This is a genomic window from Paenibacillus sp. CH40 (genome assembly GCF_024213605.1).
Taxonomy (GTDB): domain Bacteria; phylum Bacillota; class Bacilli; order Paenibacillales; family Paenibacillaceae; genus Paenibacillus; species Paenibacillus polymyxa_B.
On the sequence record NZ_JANAVQ010000003.1, the window covers coordinates 43,344 to 61,571 of the forward strand.

Sequence of the window (18,228 nt, forward strand, 5' to 3'; positions counted from 1 at the left end):
CGCGGGCAAGGAACTCCGTATGATGCTAAGTAATCAATTATATATTTACCTCTTCAAGCCCGAGCCTAAACATCAAAAACTCTAAAATTTAAAGACTACTCAGAGACTTTCTGTCGATGAATATACGTATAGATTTATTATTCCAGCGCTTGGTAAACTATGTGTCACATGCTTTAACGCAGGAATTTGATAAAAGTTTTCTTTTTTTACAAAAAAAATAAAACCCTGCAAGACGAAGGCATCAATACACTATTCGTATTCTGCCTTCCTGCCTGTGCAGGGTTTTTAAATCGTACGTTAAATGGTATCTATAGATCGACTGTCTGAAGCGCTTGACTACGCTGGGTATCCCGTTCAAGGATCGGCTTTAAGTATCGACCTGTATAGGATTCTTCGACTTTCACGAGTTGCTCCGGTGTCCCGGTAGCCAAGATCGTTCCACCGCCGCTTCCGCCTTCCGGTCCCAAATCAATCAGATAATCGGCTGTTTTAATCACATCCAGATTATGCTCAATAACCAGCACCGTCTCTCCTGAATCAACCAAACGATGCAGCACCGTCAATAATCGATCAATATCGTGAACATGCAGACCGGTTGTCGGCTCGTCCAATATATAAATGGTTTTTCCTGTGCTACGACGATACAATTCGGAGGCCAGCTTCACGCGCTGTGCTTCACCGCCAGACAAGGTAGTCGCAGGTTGACCCAGCTTGATATACCCCAATCCTACATCCATCAGCGTCTGGATCTTACGATGAATCTTCGGAATATTTTCAAAAAACTCCGTTGCATCCTCAACCGTCATCTCCAGCACATCGGCAATACTTTTGCCTTTGTATTTAACCTCCAGGGTCTCCCGGTTATAACGCTTGCCTTTGCACACTTCGCATGGAACATACACATCCGGCAGAAAATGCATCTCAATCTTGATGATACCGTCGCCTCTACAAGCTTCACAACGGCCTCCCTTAACGTTAAAGCTAAAGCGGCCTTTCTTGTAGCCTCGTACTTTGGCCTCGTTCGTCTGCGAGAATAAATCACGGATATCATCAAATACACCAGTATACGTTGCAGGATTGGAACGCGGTGTACGGCCAATTGGCGATTGATCGATCTCAACAACCTTTTCGATATGTTCTAGCCCGCGAATTTCTTTATGCTGTCCTGGACGTACTCTCGCCCGGTTCAGATCACGCGCCAACGTTTTGTACAAAATTTCGTTGACCAGTGTCGATTTTCCAGAGCCGGATACACCAGTAACAGCTGAGAAAACACCCAACGGAATTTTGACATTCACATTTTTGAGATTGTTCTCCTTGGCTCCGCGAATCTCCAGCCACTTTTCAGCAGGCTTGCGCCGCTCGGTATTGACCGGAATGAACTTGCGTCCGCTCAAATACTGCCCGGTTAAGGAATTCGGGTCTTCCATAACTTCCTGCGGAGTTCCCTGCGACATGATCATCCCACCATGGATTCCAGCTCCTGGCCCAATATCAATGATATAGTCCGCCGCCATCATCGTATCTTCGTCATGCTCCACCACAATCAACGTATTGCCGAGATTCCGCATATGCTCCAAAGCACTTATCAGACGGTCATTATCTCGCTGATGCAGACCGATACTAGGCTCGTCCAAAATATAAAGCACACCCATCAGACTGGACCCGATCTGTGTCGCCAATCGGATACGCTGTGCTTCACCGCCTGACAACGTGCCTGCCGCACGGCTTAAAGTCAGGTATTCCAGACCAACGTTAACGAGGAATCCCAATCGGCTGTTAATTTCTTTTAAAATGAGATTGGCAATCGACTTCTCCTTCTCACTCAGCTCCAGTGTATGGAAAAAGTTTGAAGCTTCACCGATAGACAAAGCTGTCACAAAAGCTATGTTACGCTCTTGAATGGTTACCGACAGACTTTCTTTTTTTAGTCGGTGTCCCTTACAGGTGTTACATGGCTTTGCACTCATAAAGCCTTCAATAAATTCACGTATACCTTCAGAAGCCGTATCACGATAACGACGCTCCAGATTGGGGATAATCCCCTCAAAGGTCACATAGGCTTCCTTACGTTGACCAAAATCATTCTCATAGCGGAAACGGATCTTCTGCTCACCCGTTCCATGTAAAATGAGGTTCATTTGTTCTGTCGTCAATTGACTAACAGGAATGTCCTGCGGAATACCGTAGTGCTCGCATACTGATTGTAAAAATTGAGGATAATAAGTGGAAGTTCCACCACTCCAAGCCTGAAACGCTCCATCTTCCACATTTTTTTCAGGATCGGGAATGAGCAGATCAGGATCAACTACCATTTTAACTCCTAACCCATCACAATCCGGACAAGCGCCGAACGGACTATTAAAGGAAAACATTCTTGGAGACAGTTCATCTATGCTGAATCCACAAATAGGGCATGCAAAGTTGGAGCTGAAACGCAACTCCTCTTGCCCCATAATGTCTACAAGCAACTGCCCACCTGAAAGATTCAGTGCCGTCTCAATAGAGTCAGACAGACGCGCACGTACATCTTCTTTAACTACGATGCGGTCTACGACCACTTCAATCGAGTGCTTCTTGTTCTTTTCCAGCTCAATCTTCTCAGACAATTCACGTAGTTCTCCATTCACACGTACCCGTACAAAACCCTGCTTGGCTATATCCGTGAACAGTGTTTTATGTTCACCTTTGCGGCCGGATACCAATGGAGCCAGAATCTGAAGTCTTGTCTTTTCAGGATACTGCAAAATGCGGTCTACCATCTGTTCAACGGTCTGTGAAGTGATTTCAATGCCATGTTCAGGACAATGAGGATGACCCACCCGAGCAAACAACAACCGTAGGTAGTCATAGATTTCGGTAACCGTTCCGACAGTAGAACGCGGATTCCGACTTGTTGTTTTCTGGTCAATGGAAATGGCAGGAGACAGACCGTCAATCGAATCAACGTCTGGTTTCTCCATTTGCCCGAGGAATTGACGGGCATACGCAGATAAAGATTCCACATACCGCCGTTGCCCTTCCGCATAGATCGTATCGAAAGCCAGTGACGATTTACCTGAGCCGCTAAGCCCTGTCAGGACGACGAACTTGTCCCGTGGAATCGTCACGTCAATATTTTTGAGATTATGCGCGCGTGCGCCTTTGATGATGATGCTTTCATTCGCCAAATGTTTCATCTCCTTAGCCGTAGTTCACGTCATGCTATATCGCATTGGATTATCCCATGGAAGTGATATATCGCAAAGAGAACGACCACATAGGCCGCCCTCACTATTTTTAAAAGCAAAGCAATCAAACATTTTATTTTCATATATTTTGCTTCTAGCTTATTCTCAATGTTTAATCAGCTCGTAACTCCAGCAAAGCGTCACGCAGCTCGGCTGCCCGTTCGAACTGTAGGTTCTTGGCGGCGTCTTTCATCTCTGCTTCCAGACGCTGAATGAGTGATTGACGCTCCTTCTTGGAAAGTTTACCCGTCTCATTAGGAAGGTAATCATTCTTAGACTCTGCCACCTTGGTTGCTTCAATAACATCACGAATCTTTTTACGGATGGTTTGCGGGGTAATCCCATGTTCTTCATTGTACTGAATTTGGATCGCACGACGACGTTCCGTTTCCTTTATCGCTTTATCCATAGAATCGGTAATCTTATCGCCGTACATAATAACACGACCGTCACTGTTCCGTGCTGCCCGTCCGATCGTCTGAATCAGAGAGCGCTCAGAACGCAGGAAGCCTTCTTTGTCCGCATCCAAAATCGCGACCAGCGATACTTCCGGCAAATCGAGGCCTTCCCGCAACAAGTTGATCCCGATTAGCACGTCGAAGGTCCCTAGACGAAGATCCCGCAAAATAGCCATCCGCTCCAACGTCTTAATCTCGGAGTGCATATACCGAACCTTGATGCCTACTTCTTTTAAATAGTCAGTCAAATCTTCAGACATCTTCTTCGTAAGTGTAGTCACCAGCACCCGTTCTTCACGTTCTACGCGAAGCCGTATTTCACTAATGAGATCATCAATCTGCCCCTTGCTCGGACGCACCTCAATAATCGGATCAAGAAGCCCGGTAGGACGAATAATCTGCTGTACCATCGTTTCGCATTTCTCCATCTCATAAGGTCCTGGAGTAGCCGATACATAGATGATCTGACTTACCTTGTCCTCGAACTCTTCAAACTTCAACGGGCGATTATCCAATGCAGATGGCAAACGAAATCCATGTTCTACCAGTACATTCTTACGTGCTTGGTCACCGTTATACATGGCACGAATCTGCGGCAATGTAACATGGGACTCGTCAATGACGATCAGCATATCATCCGGGAAATAATCCATCAGCGTATATGGTGTCGCTCCTCGCTCGCGGAATGTAAGTGGACCTGAATAATTCTCGACGCCGGAACAAAAGCCAACCTCTTTCATCATCTCGATATCATAGCGGGTACGTTGTTCCAAACGTTGTGCCTCTAAGAGCTTCCCTTGCTCCTTCAACTCCGCTAATCGCTCTTCAAGCTCACGTTCAATGTTGACCAATGCTACCTTCATCGTATCCTCATGAGTAACGAAGTGAGATGCCGGGAAAATGGCAATATGATCACGTTCACCGATCAATTCACCCGTAAGCACATTAATCTCGGTAATTCGTTCAATTTCATCCCCGAACAGTTCTACACGTATAGCGTGTTCCCCATGGGAAGCCGGGAATATCTCCACAACATCCCCCCGTACACGGAAAGTACCCCGCACGAAGTTGATATCGTTCCGCTGATATTGAATATCGACCAAGCGGGACAAAATCTGATTGCGGGGTTTCTCCATGCCGACTCTAAGTGAAAGCAGCAGGCTTGAATATTCTTTCGGTGAACCCAAACCATAAATGCAGGAGACACTCGCTACAATAATAACGTCACGACGCTCAAACAGAGAGCTTGTCGCTGAGTGGCGAAGTTTATCAATCTCCTCATTGATGCTGGAATCCTTCTCAATATACGTATCGGAAGACGGAATGTATGCTTCCGGTTGATAGTAATCATAGTAGCTGACAAAATAATCGACTGAGTTATTCGGAAAAAACTCTTTAAACTCACTCGCCAGTTGAGCAGCCAAAGTCTTATTATGTGCAATAACCAGCGTAGGCCGATTCAACTTGGCAATGGTCTGTGCGATGGTAAACGTCTTACCTGTTCCCGTAGCACCCAATAGCGTTTGATGCTTCTTTCCTTCTGCAATTCCCTCTACCAATTCAAAAATGGCCTGAGGCTGATCGCCTTGAGGTTGGAATTCCGACTGAATTTCAAAAGTCTTATCGCTAACAACGATATCACTCATTGCCCTGCATCACCCTTATCGTCTAAAATGGAAACATCATGATTTTACACCAGTCGAGCTTTAACGTCTTTACCTGTAACTCTATGTCGATATTTCCCGAGCAATGATACTTGGGAAATATGGTTGGATAAGAATGTTTGTTCCCGTATTATACCTCTTTCTTACCGTGGATGCAAACGATAAGTCTTGAATAGGAGTGAATTAAATTTTGGATATCACCATCGTATTGGGCATCATCGCCGGAATCATAGCATTAATCGGTGGCTTCTTATGGGAAGGCGGCGAATTTACAGGGCTGCTTCAAGGTACATCGGCTCTCATTGTATTTGGGGGGACTTTCGCCGCAGTTGTGATCAGCTACCCAGCTTCCAAGCTGAAGACGATCCCCACCGCCCTACGGATGGCATTTAGCCGTGAGGACAATCCTACGAAGCAATATATAGAAGATTTGGTTTCCATGGCTGCCACCTCACGCCGATCCGGTGTGCTTGCGCTAGAGCGTACTTCATCAGAGCATCCGAATGCATTTTTGCGTGAAGGTCTTCAGTTGGTCATCGACGGCACCGAGCAGGAGCAGATCAAACAGATTTTAGAGCTTGAGTTAGATGCCATTGAACACAAACATGAAGGGTACGCCAAAATATTCGAATCCGCAGGCGGTTATGCCCCTACGATGGGGATTATCGGTACTGTCATGGGCCTTATCCATGTACTGGGCAGCCTGACCGAGCCTACTGCGCTTGGTCCGTCCATTGCTGTTGCTTTTATCGCAACACTATACGGCGTTGCTAGCGCCAATCTGATCTTCCTGCCCATCGCATCCAAAATAAGAGCTGCCAGTGAGAGTGAAATTATCACTATGGATTTGCTGCTGCAAGGTATTCTGGCTATCCAAAACGGAGAGAATCCAAAGCTTGTACGCAAAAAGTTGGAGTTCTTTATCCGCTCAGAGCAAAATATAGATCACAAACCGCCTCGTCGCTCACGCACAGAGGACGCTTCTCCAAAGGAGGACTTCCATGAGAGCGCGCGGTAAGCGCCGTGGGGGTCAAGGAGGCGGCGGAGACCATCGTGACCGCTGGATGATTACCTATGCCGATCTGATCACCCTGCTGCTCATATTTTTCGTTGTGATGTATGCCATGAGTAGTCTGGATGCTAAAAAATACGATGTCGTTGTTCAATCCCTCCAGGATACGTTCCACAAAGGAGATTCTATTTTGGAGCAAGGCTCGGGCATTACAGGTACTGCCGATCGTTACACCAGCAAGAATCCACCCACGACCAAGCAACCAGCAGCCGATAAAAAGGAAGCTGGATCGACAAAGCTCACCGAACGTGAACAAGCATTCCGCACGCAGGAAAAAGAGCTGCAAAATCTAATGGGTGTCATTCAAGAATATATTACGGACAACAAACTGGAAAACCAGATTTTCGTGTCAGATCAGCCGCGTGGTATTGTCATTACGCTAAATGACCGCTTTTTATTCGATCAAGGTAGAGCAGCACTCAAGCAAGGCTCTGCCAACACGCTATCTAAGTTGGCCAGTCTGTTTCGAGATTTGAAAACACCGATTAGCATTGAGGGCCATACGGACAACATCCCGTTCACACGCTCCTCGAACTCATCGACGTATAAGGACAACTGGGAGCTTTCCGGCGCACGGGCACTATCTGTACTCCGATTCTTTCTCGACAGAGAGCAACTTTCACCCTCAGGATTTCAGTATGCGGGTTATGCAGATACCCGGCCGGTTGGTGACAATAGCACCGAAGCTGGACGACAAAAAAACCGTCGTGTCGAAATCACTGTGCTGCGCCAGCTTCAACAGTAAAACCCAAAAACCTCCTGAGTCACGCAGTAACGTGAATCGGGAGGTTTTTTTGATGCCTATTTACATTAATACATGGCTTCCGCTCTGATGTAGACGCAGAACAATAAACCGTACGAACAACGTTTATAAGAGCGGCGTACGAGATGCAATAGAGATTATTTTGTTTATTCTATATCCCACTATGTATTAGAAGCCCTGGTGAAGTTAGGTTTTATCTTGTCATGATACTTGATAATTAATAAGATAGGACAAGCTCGTGTTGCTTCTCTTGTATTTGTGAACTTTGGGGTATGCTCTGTTGTCTGCGATAGCTATATTTCCAGTCACTGTATTTATTAAGGAGTCGATCCAACTCCATGGACTTGATTAACACCCGCCGATCCTTCAATCCCACCTCATTCGCCAAATCATTTAGTTCCTTCCGCTTTTCTTCGATGCATTCCTCCAATTGTTTCCATTTCACATCAATAAACCTCCTGTTCGGTGTGGTATTTACATTAGTTTACAAGCTGATACCTTCCCTACAGGTTAAAAATATAATAAAACCCAATTCATCCCTTTAACGGGGCGAATCAAAAAACCAGCCTCAGTAAGGCTGGTTTTTTGATAACTATTAACCTCCTGCACCATGTCCAAAAACAACAATGTTATGAGAGAATGCTAAAAAGCTAAAAAAACCCATAATCAGCATGTATTTAAGGTTTTTTACTCGCATTGATTAAAACCTCCTCCATGATACCTTCATATTCTGATTTTTGGTCTTTTGTTGCTTTGTTTCTAAACCTTTCAAATAATGCTGTACAAATCATAAACTTTTCTTTACTGCTGATTTCCAGACATTTCTTCAAGCTTTTTAAAACATAATAGATGCCTTTTTCATGGGAAAGGTTATTAAACATATATATGGCCAGTTGGTAACACAAATCAGCATAAGTGTCATAACTAAATGACTGTTTATAGTAGCTGGCTTCCATAGATAATTCATTATTAAATGAGGCCAATTCATGAGAAAACTGTTGGAGAATATGTTCAATTAAAAAACCGTGCTTGTTAGCCGACTCTACTATCGTTAATAAACCCAACAAAATCTCGGGTGGGTTATTTTTCAGAAATTGAATATACATTGGTAAACTACTTGTATCGCCCATAAGAATTTTCAAGCTAAGTTGATTAGCATTTGCCCAAAGGGTGAACTTTTGTACTTCTTTTTGTCCAATTCCCCCTAAATCTTCAAACCAACTCAAATCAGCATAGCCAGAAATATACTTCATGGCCTCCTCATATCTTTCTTGTTTTTCCAATGCAATTCCCTTCATCAAATAACCTTGACCATAGTAGACAACTAAATGTCTTTCAGTTTTCAATGTAAAACTCTTTTTATTAGTTTCTCTACTTTTACATACAATAGTTGTAAGCGCTCTTAATTCATCCGCATAACGCTCCGCTTCTTTCCATTGATGCAAATTGTGATAAAGATTTAACAGTTTAAGCAAACCATCTAAATGATATTCTAAGGGTACCCGATTTCTAAAGGGTACAAATCTTAGTGCGGCCTCCAAATTTCTTTCCATACTTTCACTAACAGAGATTGAAAAAATTCTATAATGACTAATTGCCAACCTCTCTGAATGTTGGTATTTCTCATTTTCAATGACACATTCATAGAAAGGAATTGCCTCTTTTAACTTCCCTTCTTCATAAAGCTCCTCTGCCAAAGCAAAGATTGTTGGAATGTGGTTAAGATCTTCCATTAAGCGTGAAAGCACTTTCTCAACACATCGCAAGTTTCCCACTTCAACACAACGAATCAGGAATGGCTTAACCCTTTTCCAATGTGGTCTTCCATCATAAAAACATTCATCCACATACAGATCATATAACCAGCCCTCTGGATAATTAAAGGCTTTGGTAATCAAGTCCATTTGTCTTACAGATATAGGTTTAGGTGGATTTCCGTTAAGCATAGCACTAAATATGCCCCGGTTAAGCCCCGTAGCTTGTCCAAAACTATTAAAAGTGTAGCCACCTAGTTTTAATTCTTTCTCAATTTCCGAACGGATCGTGGTTGCATTTTCCAATAAAAACACCCCCGGCGTATTCAGAGGATTTTAAAAAATCACCCTCCTCGACAATCAATTACAATATACTAGAAATTATATGAATAAATTGGATGATGGTCAACCCCTTTTCTACACTGTTTTATTATATTATGGAATTTGATGTTATTAAAATAGTTCTCACAAGAACTAAATGTCGAATAATTAAGGCAATTCAATTACCTCCACGCTTAATCTAGCTTTGTCTACACTCATACTATAGGAGTGTGGATGTCTATGGAAACAACGAAACTATTAGGAACAAAAATCCGTCAATTTCGAAAATTGCGGGGTATTACACAAGAACAGTTAGCAGAAGCATCCGATTCAACAGGTTCCTATATCGGCAAGTTGGAGCGCGGTGAGGTCAATGTGCAGATCAAAACACTGGAGAAAATAGCCGAGGCACTGAACACAAACGTATTCGCACTTTTTGACTATAATCCATATGAAGAACTCAAAAGCCAGCCCTGGATTTGGGAATGCATTCGTATACTTTCCCAGCAGAATGAAGCAGGGCAAAATAAAGCTTATCGTATTTTAAAAGAACTGTTTACCTCTTCAGAGCGTGAGCTTTCTGAAAATAACTTCGATGATTCAGGCAACTAACTAAAAAATTAACTTTTTCACGAGTAGTCATACACGTAATATGTCAAAAGGACTATATAATTTACTTAGAGTAGTAGATTATATAGCCCTTTTGTATTCTAAGAAGTCATTTCCTTGATATTGTTCTCCACTGCTTTAATCACTTTTTCATATTCTGTCCGTTGTTCATGTGTCGAATGACCCTTATATTTCTCAAACAACAACGTGATAGACTTGATATAGTAAGCCTTATCGTTTAACTGTGAAGTTGCTTTTAAACTATTCAGCATACAGTCTATTGCCTCAGAATAGTTCGCTTTATTAAAATAGTAGCGACTAAGCTCAAGAAAAAAACGGGAATAGTTTGCTAGATTATAATTCGTCTTGTAATAAGAAATATTTGTACGTAAGTCTCTAAACTCATTAATATTCTCTCCAAAAAGAATTAAAATTTCGTCTATCATATAATTATAAGTATTGGCAGACTCTAATATGGTTAGTAACCCAAGTAATATTTCCTGAGGATTATTCCTAATAAGTTCTACATAGGCAGGTAAATTAGTCATATCTCCCATCAGAATTTCTAAATTCAAGCGGTTTGCTTCCGCCCACATTTCAAATTTCCGTGCCTCTAACATACCAACCTCATCTAGACCTTCAAAATCAGTTAAATTTGCATAGTAGGGGATGAACTCCATAGCTTTTTTGTATAACCCCTGTTTCTCGTAGGCATTCCCCTGCGTTAAATAGGCTTGACCATAATAGACGATTAGATGTCTTTCTGTATTTAAAGGCTTAACTTCACGTTTTCTTAATCTAGCCTGAATCTGTTGCTGATAAATATTTGTAGCAATTACCTCAAGTTCTCTTGTATATTGTATAGTTGTCTCACAGTCATCAACTTGGTAGTACACATTTGCCAGCTTTAATAAAGCATCCAGTTGATGATTTTCAGGCAAGTTTCTGCGATATGGAGCAAATTTTATAGCTTGTTGACGATTATTCTCCAGATCTTTGTTTAAAGAGCAAGAAAATAGCCTATATTGGCTGACAGCCAGCCGCTCCGAGTGGTAATATCTCTCATTCTCTACCACACACTCGTAAAAGGGTATCGCTTCCTTTTCCTTGCCTGCTTCGTGCAGTTCTTCTGCAAACTCAAATACCGTCGATACATAGGACAAGTCCTCGGTTAGCCTCGACAATACCCTTCGAATACAGTCCTTTCTTCCTAACTCCACACAACGCATTAAAAAAGGCTTAATCCGTTTCCAGTGCCCTTTCCCCTCGTAAAAGCATTCATCTATGTACAACTCATACAACCAGCCTTCGGGATACCCTAATGCCTTAGTAATCAAGTCCATCTGCCGAACGGAGATCGGCTTGGGTGGGTTACTGTTCAGCATGGTGCTGAATGTACCACGGTTAATACCAGATATTTTACTAAAACTGCTAAAAGTATATCCCCTTAGCTTGAGTTCGGTCTCTATCGTCGAGCGGATCGTAGGTGTATGTTCCATTTCAATCCCCCTCAATATAGTTACAGATATATCGTAGGTCATACTTAACATGTGATTTCGACCATAAGAACTTCGGTTTATTACAAAATAACGAAAATAGTGAAATATATGGTCTATATAGTCATTTTATTTTATGATGCCTTAGAAGGAAGTCTTTTTTTAATGAATTCCGTGATATTTGAAAAGTTGAATGAAGTACATAAAGAGAAGCATAAAAGCAAACTTCAAGTTTTTTTGTTTGAATGTCACAAAAGCATACCTTTTTCAGTTATATAGGCAGAAGGGAGGGACGTTAATGGAAAAACTAAATACAAATAATCAAAACACAGATATCAATCTTGTCATAGAGCAGGTTCAAGCAGGCGACAAACAAGCATACACACATGTCATACGGCGTTATCAACAACAGATTTTTTTATACTGCTACTATTTACTTAAAAATCGGGAAGAAGCAGAAGATGCTGCTCAAGAAATATTCATTAGAGGGCTAGAACATATACATCATTTTGTACCTACCGTCTCTTTTTCAGCTTGGCTTTACAAAATCGCTCAAAACCACTGTACTGACTTATTAAAAAGAAACGCTAGAACATTCAAGTCCTTCATTCAGTACAAACTGAATCTAAAGCAACAGCCAATACACGAATATACAAATTTAATTCACGAGTTACTGGATCAGTTAACATTAAAAGATCGTCAGATTTTATTATTACGTTCGCTTGAGGATTACAACTACGAAGAGATTGCTACAATTATGGGTCTGAAATCATCCACGATCCGAAAAAGATATGAGCGACTCCGTAAAAAGCTAATCAACTACAATGAAAAGGGAGGAAAACAAATTGAGCACTCATTTAAACCCGGAAGATAAAGAAATTGAGCACTTACAAAAGCTCATTCGGAATACCCCATTCCAAGTGGATTTAATAGATAGAACTATGGAACGCTATAGTAATATGAAAACAAGACGCTATGAGCGCTCTAACTCTCGTTCAAAAAGGGTTCGCAATACTTTTTTCGGAACCTCCGCTGCACTTGTAGTAGCGTTTGCACTTGTCGTTAGTACTGGTTTTATTTCACCAACAATGGCTGCATCCTTAAAACAAATTCCAGGTATTGATTCTATATTCCAGCTTGCTGGTGATCTTGGTTTACAAACAGCGGACGAAAAAGGGCTACTATCCAAACCAAATCTTAGTGACACTCACGATGGCCTGACTCTCAGCGTACCGGAGGTCATGTTTGATGGAACACGTGTATCCATTGCCTTAGAACGACAAACCACTGATAAAAGATTTTTAAACACCGAATTACCCTTATTACTTGATGACTTAATATTTTTTATTAATGGAAAAGAAATCAACTCTTCTTATGCGCCTGCAAACACTACTAACTCTATTGACCCATATATGATACCTGGAAAAAATAAAAACTCAACAATTATACAGTTTTCAGATTTACGCAACCAAGGAGGTAAATCTTTCCCAGATAAGTTTGATTTAACAATTTCCATGCCTGTCTCTGGTATCAAGCAGCCCTTCAAAATAGAAATTCCAGTGGAAAAAAACACAAAAAATAACCTGACTTTTACGCCATCTCTTAAACGAAAGTACCAAAACATTGACTATACTCTCGAAAAAGTTGAGTTCACGCCTATTACAACCAGCATCACTACTCGCATAAAGCTACCTACTAATTCGAAAATTTCGTCACTTCCTTTTTTGAGTTATGAACTTTACGATGATAAAGGAAAGCAACTGAATTTTATTAGCAACAATGGTTGGAGTGCTACGGATGGAAACGTTCTGATAAATGATTCAAGATTTGAACCTTTCATCTCTCCCCCCAAAGCAATTACTATAAAGGTCTACAAAAATATCTTAAACAAGGATGATAAGAGCAAATTTGAACTAGGGAAAGATGGAAATCCGAAAATAGAGTATTTCCCTGATCTGGAGATTACTTACCCAATTAATCCGTAAAAATAAGTAAGTGAAGGAAGTGAAGCGTACTTCACCTCCTTCACTGCATATAAATACTATCTTTCAACCTTAAAAGTATAAACTCCAAGTTTGTCTCCATTAGATTTAAAGGCTTCAACCTGAGCTGAACCATAGCCAATCATCTTAGCTTTATTTCCATGAAGTTCGACAACATCACTTCCATACAAAATCATCCAGTTAGAACCATCCATTTTATACGTGCTACCTATGCCTAAACGAAGTACGGGACTATCCTGCTTTGTAATAGGTGGCTTTTCTCCGTTGGCAGGACTAAAGGTTACGGTTACTTTTGCTGGAGCTCCAACAGATATTGTTGAACTTACTGGTGAAGCGGATGCTATTCCCCCTAAAGATAAAGCTAACGCAGAAATTGATAGTGCTAAGATTGCTTTTTTCATTTGTCATTTCTCCTCTTTAATAGTCTTTTTTAAAAGCTCTTAAGCTACTAAATACCTTGCTTTATGTCTATGGCTACGTTTCTGTTACATTTTTTCACCTCCTTCCATCTAATTAATTCCATTCTAATTCTTGATGTGTTACAAAAAGAATAGGAATAAACATATCATTTCATTTTTTACAAAATAATCATATAGGGGTTTTCTCGTATAAAAAAATGAGCAGGTAGGATACTAAATCCCCCTGCTTATTTCAGCGATAGTATTTATATCATTTTAATTAGCTGTCGGTTCGGTTCCCCAGACAAGTATGCCGTTATGGTACAAGGTAGCCTTCGCATGATCGGCGAATGAAGTCTGCGTGCCTTTATACGAGTAATCGTCACTTTCGTTATAGTTCGACCAGTCTGTTTTATGAATACGGGTTTGAATTTCGCCCGTGCTTCCTCCAGGTGCTAACACGCCTGCATCCGAGTTGAAGCTGACTTCCAAATAATAATCAGCACCGGTTGCAGCGTTATCCATTTTAACCAACTTACCATTCAGCTTTGAGCAGCTCAGCGTCGCATAGTCGCAGTTGAATGTCTGCGCGCGGTCGCCGTCGATCGTGTAGTAGTAGCGAATTTTCAACTCGTTGATCGGTACAGAGGCTGTACCTTTGTTTACAATTTGGAAATGCGGGTTCAAGTGATTGTCGTTCACATTTGTATCCGCTGTGCGATACTGGAGCACCAGTCCCGTTGTCGGCTGCTGAGTATCCGCTTTCGGCGCTGCGCTAGCCGTGTTCGAAACCGTTTGACCTGCATCGTTCTTCGCTACGACTTGGTAATAGTACATCGTGTCTGCCGTTACGGCTATGTCGGTGTAGCTGCTTCCGTATACATCGCTCGCTACTGTGGCGAAAGCGCCGTTTTCAGCCGTCGAACGCTTCACTTCATAGCTTGCTGCATTCGCTGATGCTGTCCAGCTCAGCTTTACTTTCGCCGTTTCGCCCGCTGCGTTCAGCGTGAAGCTGCCCGGTACTGGTGGCTGCTCGGTAATACCATACGTTTTTAAGTTAGTCGGGAGCTTTTCAAGCGTAATGACGTTCGGATGATTATACACTTTTTTCAGATGCTCAAGACTGTTTTGTTTGCCGTCTCTCAAGAAATCCCCATACCATGTAGCGAACCAGCTCCAATGGGCTTGATACGCCTTCATCAGATCAGGGTCCGGGATAGGTCCGTTTTCGCTCATGGCAACTAACTTTTTGTCCTTACCCAACGTAACAAGGTCTTCGTATTTTGCAATTTGTGGGTTGTAGTCGCCTGCTTGCGGATAAGAGTCGAAGCTCAAAATATCCACATACTCATCCCCTGGATACCAGTCGGGAGCAACAGAGTTCCAGACCCAGATCAGATTGTTCAATTTGTGCACATTAGTCAAACGGTCGTGCATCAAAATATATAATTTTTTAACAGGCTCAGGACCTTTAGCGCCCCACCAGAACCATTTCCCTTCCGCTTCGTGCAAAGGACGGAACAGCACAGGAACTTTCGCATCCTGCAACTTCTTCAATTGCCCTGCAATCACATCGATGTCGCGAATAAGCAATTTATAATCTTCGGACTCTGGATGATTCATCGCATATTCTATATCGAATGTAGTCGAATCGGCATAGAAGCCTCTCCACCATTCTTTTCCCTGCGTATCGATCAGACCTTTCGGCGCGTTCCAGTGCCATGCAAAGGTAACAATTCCCCCTTGCTTATCCCATTCAATCGCCTTTTCCGTCTCTGTGGAACTAAGACCGTGTTCCGCTCTACTTGGCGAATAGTCGATCAGGTCAAGCGCTGCAATAGCCGGCTTTTTACCTACATTGGCTTGAAGCCAATCAATTTCGGTTATTTCCTCTTGACCGGAAAGCATATTCTTCCCGTATTGATCAACCAGATAGTTCATCAATGCCCTTGCTTCTACCGTCGCATTCGGATTGGTGAGCGTTTTGGTTACCGCATGTGGTGGACGGTCAGCAGCTGGCTCCAGCTTGACGTAGTCGATATCATACCAGCCCCAGCCTGTTTCAAAACCGATCGTGTTCGCCCCTGCATTCAACAGAACCTTGCCTCCGGAAGTTTCTTTAAAATCAGCCGTTTTCCAAAGTACTAGCTCGCCAGACGCTTTGCCGTTTAAAGAGAAATTCGTGCGTTTGTCATCATGAGGCGAACGGTAGCCGATTGTAAGATTGTACAAGCCTGCCGCCTCTGCCTGGATCGTCATCGTCAGGGAATCCCCTGCATTGTGGAAATTGGTTACATAACCAGTACCGGAGAAGCCGGTCCCGCTGGATTCCACAATGGTTCCCTTCAGCGTGCCATCTTCGGCTTCATAGCGATCCTGTCCGTCTACAGGCGTTCGCGGAACCGCTTTCAAAACATTGGATTCGCTCGTTCCCGCCTTTGTTTGTGCGGTTATTTTATAATAATAAGAAGTGCCGTTCGTTACGTTCGTATCCGTATAAGACGTTTCGGCCAAGTTGGATGCTACAGCAGCAAAAGGACCGTTTTCATACGTCGCCCGCTGTACACTGTAACCTACAACTCCGCTGGAAGCGTCCCAGGACAAATCGACTTTCCCATCGCCAGCCTCCGCCCTCAGCGCAAAGCTTTCAGGACCTTCCCCAGGCGGCACAGACGTATCATTGCCGGCAGTCAACACGATGTGATAAGCCGTCAAAGGCGGTACTGTATAGGTAAAGCGGTTGCCTGAAATTTGCGTGATTGGCGCTGCTTCCTTAATTTGCGAGCTATTTTTGTCGAAGCCCCATACTTTACCGGAACCGTAATTCGTCTCGCCGGAAAGATCAAATTGGGCAGCGAATGCGCTATCCATGCTTTTGTTCATGACAACGAGGTGCAGTTCTTTGTAGGATGCATCCGTTACGGAAGCATGCACCGAGCTATTAACAATATCCGACGTTTGCGCATGAACGCTGATATCACCGAAAGTAGAGCTTTTTCCGTCATAATTGCGGTAAAGCTTGTAAGCGGCACTAACGTAGTTGTTGGCACCATCCTTTAACTTCCAGTAGTTTGCCATATAAACGTCGTTTTTGCCCAAGATGCCTAACACATCGGTCATAGCGATACCGCCGGAAATATCATTTTCGCCACCGTAGCTATACTCGGTCAAGGCCAGCTTGGTTCCCGGGTAATACTGATTCACCGACTGCTTTAATCGAGGCAGTAAAGGCAAGAATTCACTGTTCCATTGAGCGATCCAGCTATCTTCCTTGTAGGTCGGGTCCCACAAGGTACGAGGCGCCTGCATTCTGGCCTTCTTCGTCTCGTCATTGCCTACCTCATTCGTAATTCGTATGCCTCCACCCATCGCTTCAGGATACCAGTGCACATCGAAAACATCCAGCAATCTCTTGCCTTCAGCTTGCGAACTGAGGCGCATTTGATCGAGGTAATAATCCACGAACCAGCTGTAGTTGCCTTTTACAGAGTTCCAATCAGGTGCAGTTTGAAGATCTTTATAGGCGCCAAAACCGTAAAGGACGGGCCCAAAAATTTCCGCACCCGCGTCAACCGCCTTAACGGCTTTGGATAAACTTACCGACCGCTCTACCAACTCTTTCGCTCCGACCTTTTCACCATGAATGCGCGGATGCGTATGCGACCAGAGAGCGGGTTCATTGTCGAGCGAGTATCCTTTCACACCTGTTTTTGTTGAAGCAGAGCCATACTTTTCCACTAAAAAGTTGACGAATTCATCCGCATAAACCTGATTGTCTTTCAGATCAGGCTGCAATTGAAATGGCGCATTTTTAGCGTTTACGACCTCATTCCACCGAGCGGAAGGAGCCTTTTCGCTTTCCTGCACACTTCCGTTTCCATCCTTGGCCACATAACCGGCCATCGGCAGCGTAACTAAAGAATAAGTGCCCTGCTTCAGCGATTGATCGTGAAACGAGGTTGCCACCGCACCTGGCTTTTCACATTCGGCTTTTGTCAATCCGGCGTTGTCGCATAAATAGCTATCGCTGGACTGCATCCAGTCGCTTCCTGCATTGGACATATTGTTTTCCCAGTTATATCCGGTCATTCGATTGCCACCAAGTCGTCTGGCAGTCAGATTCTCATCGCCTGACAACTCCTGATTCGTACCGTAAATATAAGGGCTAATAGGCTTACGATCCTTGGATGTATCGACTTTAATGGTAACAGTCTTTGCCGTTTGACCGTGAACTACAGTTGGAGTCGGTAGAGCACCCCCTACTATAATCGTGTATGCCATGACGACAGGCAGCCATTTGGAACGTTTGGACCAAATACTACTATTTTTCGCCTTCATGCCGTTTTCCTCCCTTCAATTTAAAAAGAGCGGCACCCATACGAATGCCCCTCCTTGAGGCTTTAAGGCCCCTTCCCTGTCCCCAAACGAGCTTATCGTTCCGTTGCAGCGTCATATCCCTG

The 18,228-nt window shown here is 43.2% G+C and carries 12 protein-coding genes; 5 read left to right on the forward strand and 7 right to left on the reverse strand.

Features of this window, described 5'->3' with window-relative positions:
- Window positions 1-308 precede the first annotated feature (308 nt).
- Entirely contained in the window at window positions 309-3,170 is a 2,862-nt protein-coding gene (gene uvrA / locus NLX73_RS10260; RefSeq protein ID WP_254326085.1) for an excinuclease ABC subunit UvrA, read from the reverse strand.
- A 172-nt stretch (window positions 3,171-3,342) separates the two neighbouring features.
- Entirely contained in the window at window positions 3,343-5,334 is a 1,992-nt protein-coding gene (gene uvrB, locus NLX73_RS10265) for an excinuclease ABC subunit UvrB (protein WP_254326086.1), read from the reverse strand.
- A 208-nt stretch (window positions 5,335-5,542) separates the two neighbouring features.
- Here uvrB and NLX73_RS10270 point away from each other — a divergent pair, with 208 nt between their 5' ends.
- Together NLX73_RS10270 and NLX73_RS10275 are read left to right on the forward strand one after the other, a co-directional pair.
- Entirely contained in the window at window positions 5,543-6,370 is an 828-nt protein-coding gene (locus NLX73_RS10270) for a flagellar motor protein (protein WP_028542113.1), read from the forward strand.
- A complete protein-coding gene (locus NLX73_RS10275) occupies window positions 6,354-7,169 on the forward strand; it encodes a flagellar motor protein MotB (RefSeq protein ID WP_013312222.1) in 816 nt (271 codons plus the stop codon). Before NLX73_RS10270 ends, NLX73_RS10275 begins: the two co-directional genes overlap by 17 nt.
- A 235-nt stretch (window positions 7,170-7,404) precedes the next feature.
- Here NLX73_RS10275 and NLX73_RS10280 read toward each other — a convergent pair whose 3' ends face one another.
- Both NLX73_RS10280 and NLX73_RS10285 read right to left on the reverse strand, forming a co-directional pair.
- Window positions 7,405-7,632 (reverse strand): aspartyl-phosphate phosphatase Spo0E family protein, encoded by a 228-nt coding sequence (locus NLX73_RS10280; RefSeq protein WP_023990607.1) that lies wholly within the window; start codon window positions 7,630-7,632, stop codon window positions 7,405-7,407.
- Between the two features lie 232 nt (window positions 7,633-7,864).
- Window positions 7,865-9,247, reverse strand: coding sequence for a DNA-binding protein (locus tag NLX73_RS10285; RefSeq protein ID WP_254326087.1), 1,383 nt, complete (start codon window positions 9,245-9,247; stop codon window positions 7,865-7,867).
- Window positions 9,248-9,502: 255 nt separating this feature from the next.
- On the opposite strand from NLX73_RS10285, the gene NLX73_RS10290 reads away from it, so the two are divergent.
- A complete protein-coding gene (locus NLX73_RS10290; protein ID WP_254326088.1) occupies window positions 9,503-9,874 on the forward strand; it encodes a helix-turn-helix domain-containing protein in 372 nt (123 codons plus the stop codon).
- Between the two features lie 98 nt (window positions 9,875-9,972).
- On the opposite strand, the gene NLX73_RS10295 is transcribed toward NLX73_RS10290, so the two are convergent.
- The gene (locus NLX73_RS10295; protein ID WP_254326089.1) at window positions 9,973-11,370 is read right to left on the reverse strand and encodes a DNA-binding protein; all 1,398 of its coding nucleotides are present in this window, start codon (window positions 11,368-11,370) and stop codon (window positions 9,973-9,975) included.
- A 295-nt stretch (window positions 11,371-11,665) separates the two neighbouring features.
- On the opposite strand from NLX73_RS10295, the gene NLX73_RS10300 reads away from it, so the two are divergent.
- Together NLX73_RS10300 and NLX73_RS10305 are read left to right on the forward strand one after the other, a co-directional pair.
- Window positions 11,666-12,241 (forward strand): RNA polymerase sigma factor, encoded by a 576-nt coding sequence (locus NLX73_RS10300; RefSeq protein WP_254326090.1) that lies wholly within the window; start codon window positions 11,666-11,668, stop codon window positions 12,239-12,241.
- On the forward strand, window positions 12,213-13,352 hold the full coding sequence (locus NLX73_RS10305) for a DUF4179 domain-containing protein (RefSeq protein WP_254326091.1): 1,140 nt from the start codon (window positions 12,213-12,215) through the stop codon (window positions 13,350-13,352). Before NLX73_RS10300 ends, NLX73_RS10305 begins: the two co-directional genes overlap by 29 nt.
- 56 nt (window positions 13,353-13,408) lie before the next feature.
- On the opposite strand, the gene NLX73_RS10310 is transcribed toward NLX73_RS10305, so the two are convergent.
- Together NLX73_RS10310 and NLX73_RS10315 are read right to left on the reverse strand one after the other, a co-directional pair.
- Complete coding sequence (locus NLX73_RS10310) at window positions 13,409-13,771, reverse strand: BLB8/JUQZ-1 family protein (protein WP_061829959.1); 363 nt, start codon at window positions 13,769-13,771, stop codon at window positions 13,409-13,411.
- A 273-nt stretch (window positions 13,772-14,044) separates the two neighbouring features.
- Window positions 14,045-18,106: a glycosyl hydrolase gene (locus tag NLX73_RS10315; RefSeq protein WP_254326092.1), complete on the reverse strand. Its 4,062-nt coding sequence runs from the start codon at window positions 18,104-18,106 to the stop codon at window positions 14,045-14,047.
- Window positions 18,107-18,228 lie beyond the last annotated feature (122 nt).

Excerpts from the sequence above, each read along its gene's own strand:
- uvrB (WP_254326086.1), bottom strand. The coding sequence starts at position 5,334 with ATGAGTGATATCGTTGTTAGCGATAAGACTTTTGAAATTCAGTCGGAA.
- NLX73_RS10275 (WP_013312222.1), top strand. The coding sequence starts at position 6,354 with ATGAGAGCGCGCGGTAAGCGCCGTGGGGGTCAAGGAGGCGGCGGAGAC.
- NLX73_RS10290 (WP_254326088.1), top strand. The coding sequence starts at position 9,503 with ATGGAAACAACGAAACTATTAGGAACAAAAATCCGTCAATTTCGAAAA.
- NLX73_RS10295 (WP_254326089.1), bottom strand. The coding sequence starts at position 11,370 with ATGGAACATACACCTACGATCCGCTCGACGATAGAGACCGAACTCAAG.
- NLX73_RS10300 (WP_254326090.1), top strand. The coding sequence starts at position 11,666 with ATGGAAAAACTAAATACAAATAATCAAAACACAGATATCAATCTTGTC.
- NLX73_RS10310 (WP_061829959.1), bottom strand. The coding sequence starts at position 13,771 with ATGAAAAAAGCAATCTTAGCACTATCAATTTCTGCGTTAGCTTTATCT.
- NLX73_RS10315 (WP_254326092.1), bottom strand. The coding sequence starts at position 18,106 with ATGAAGGCGAAAAATAGTAGTATTTGGTCCAAACGTTCCAAATGGCTG.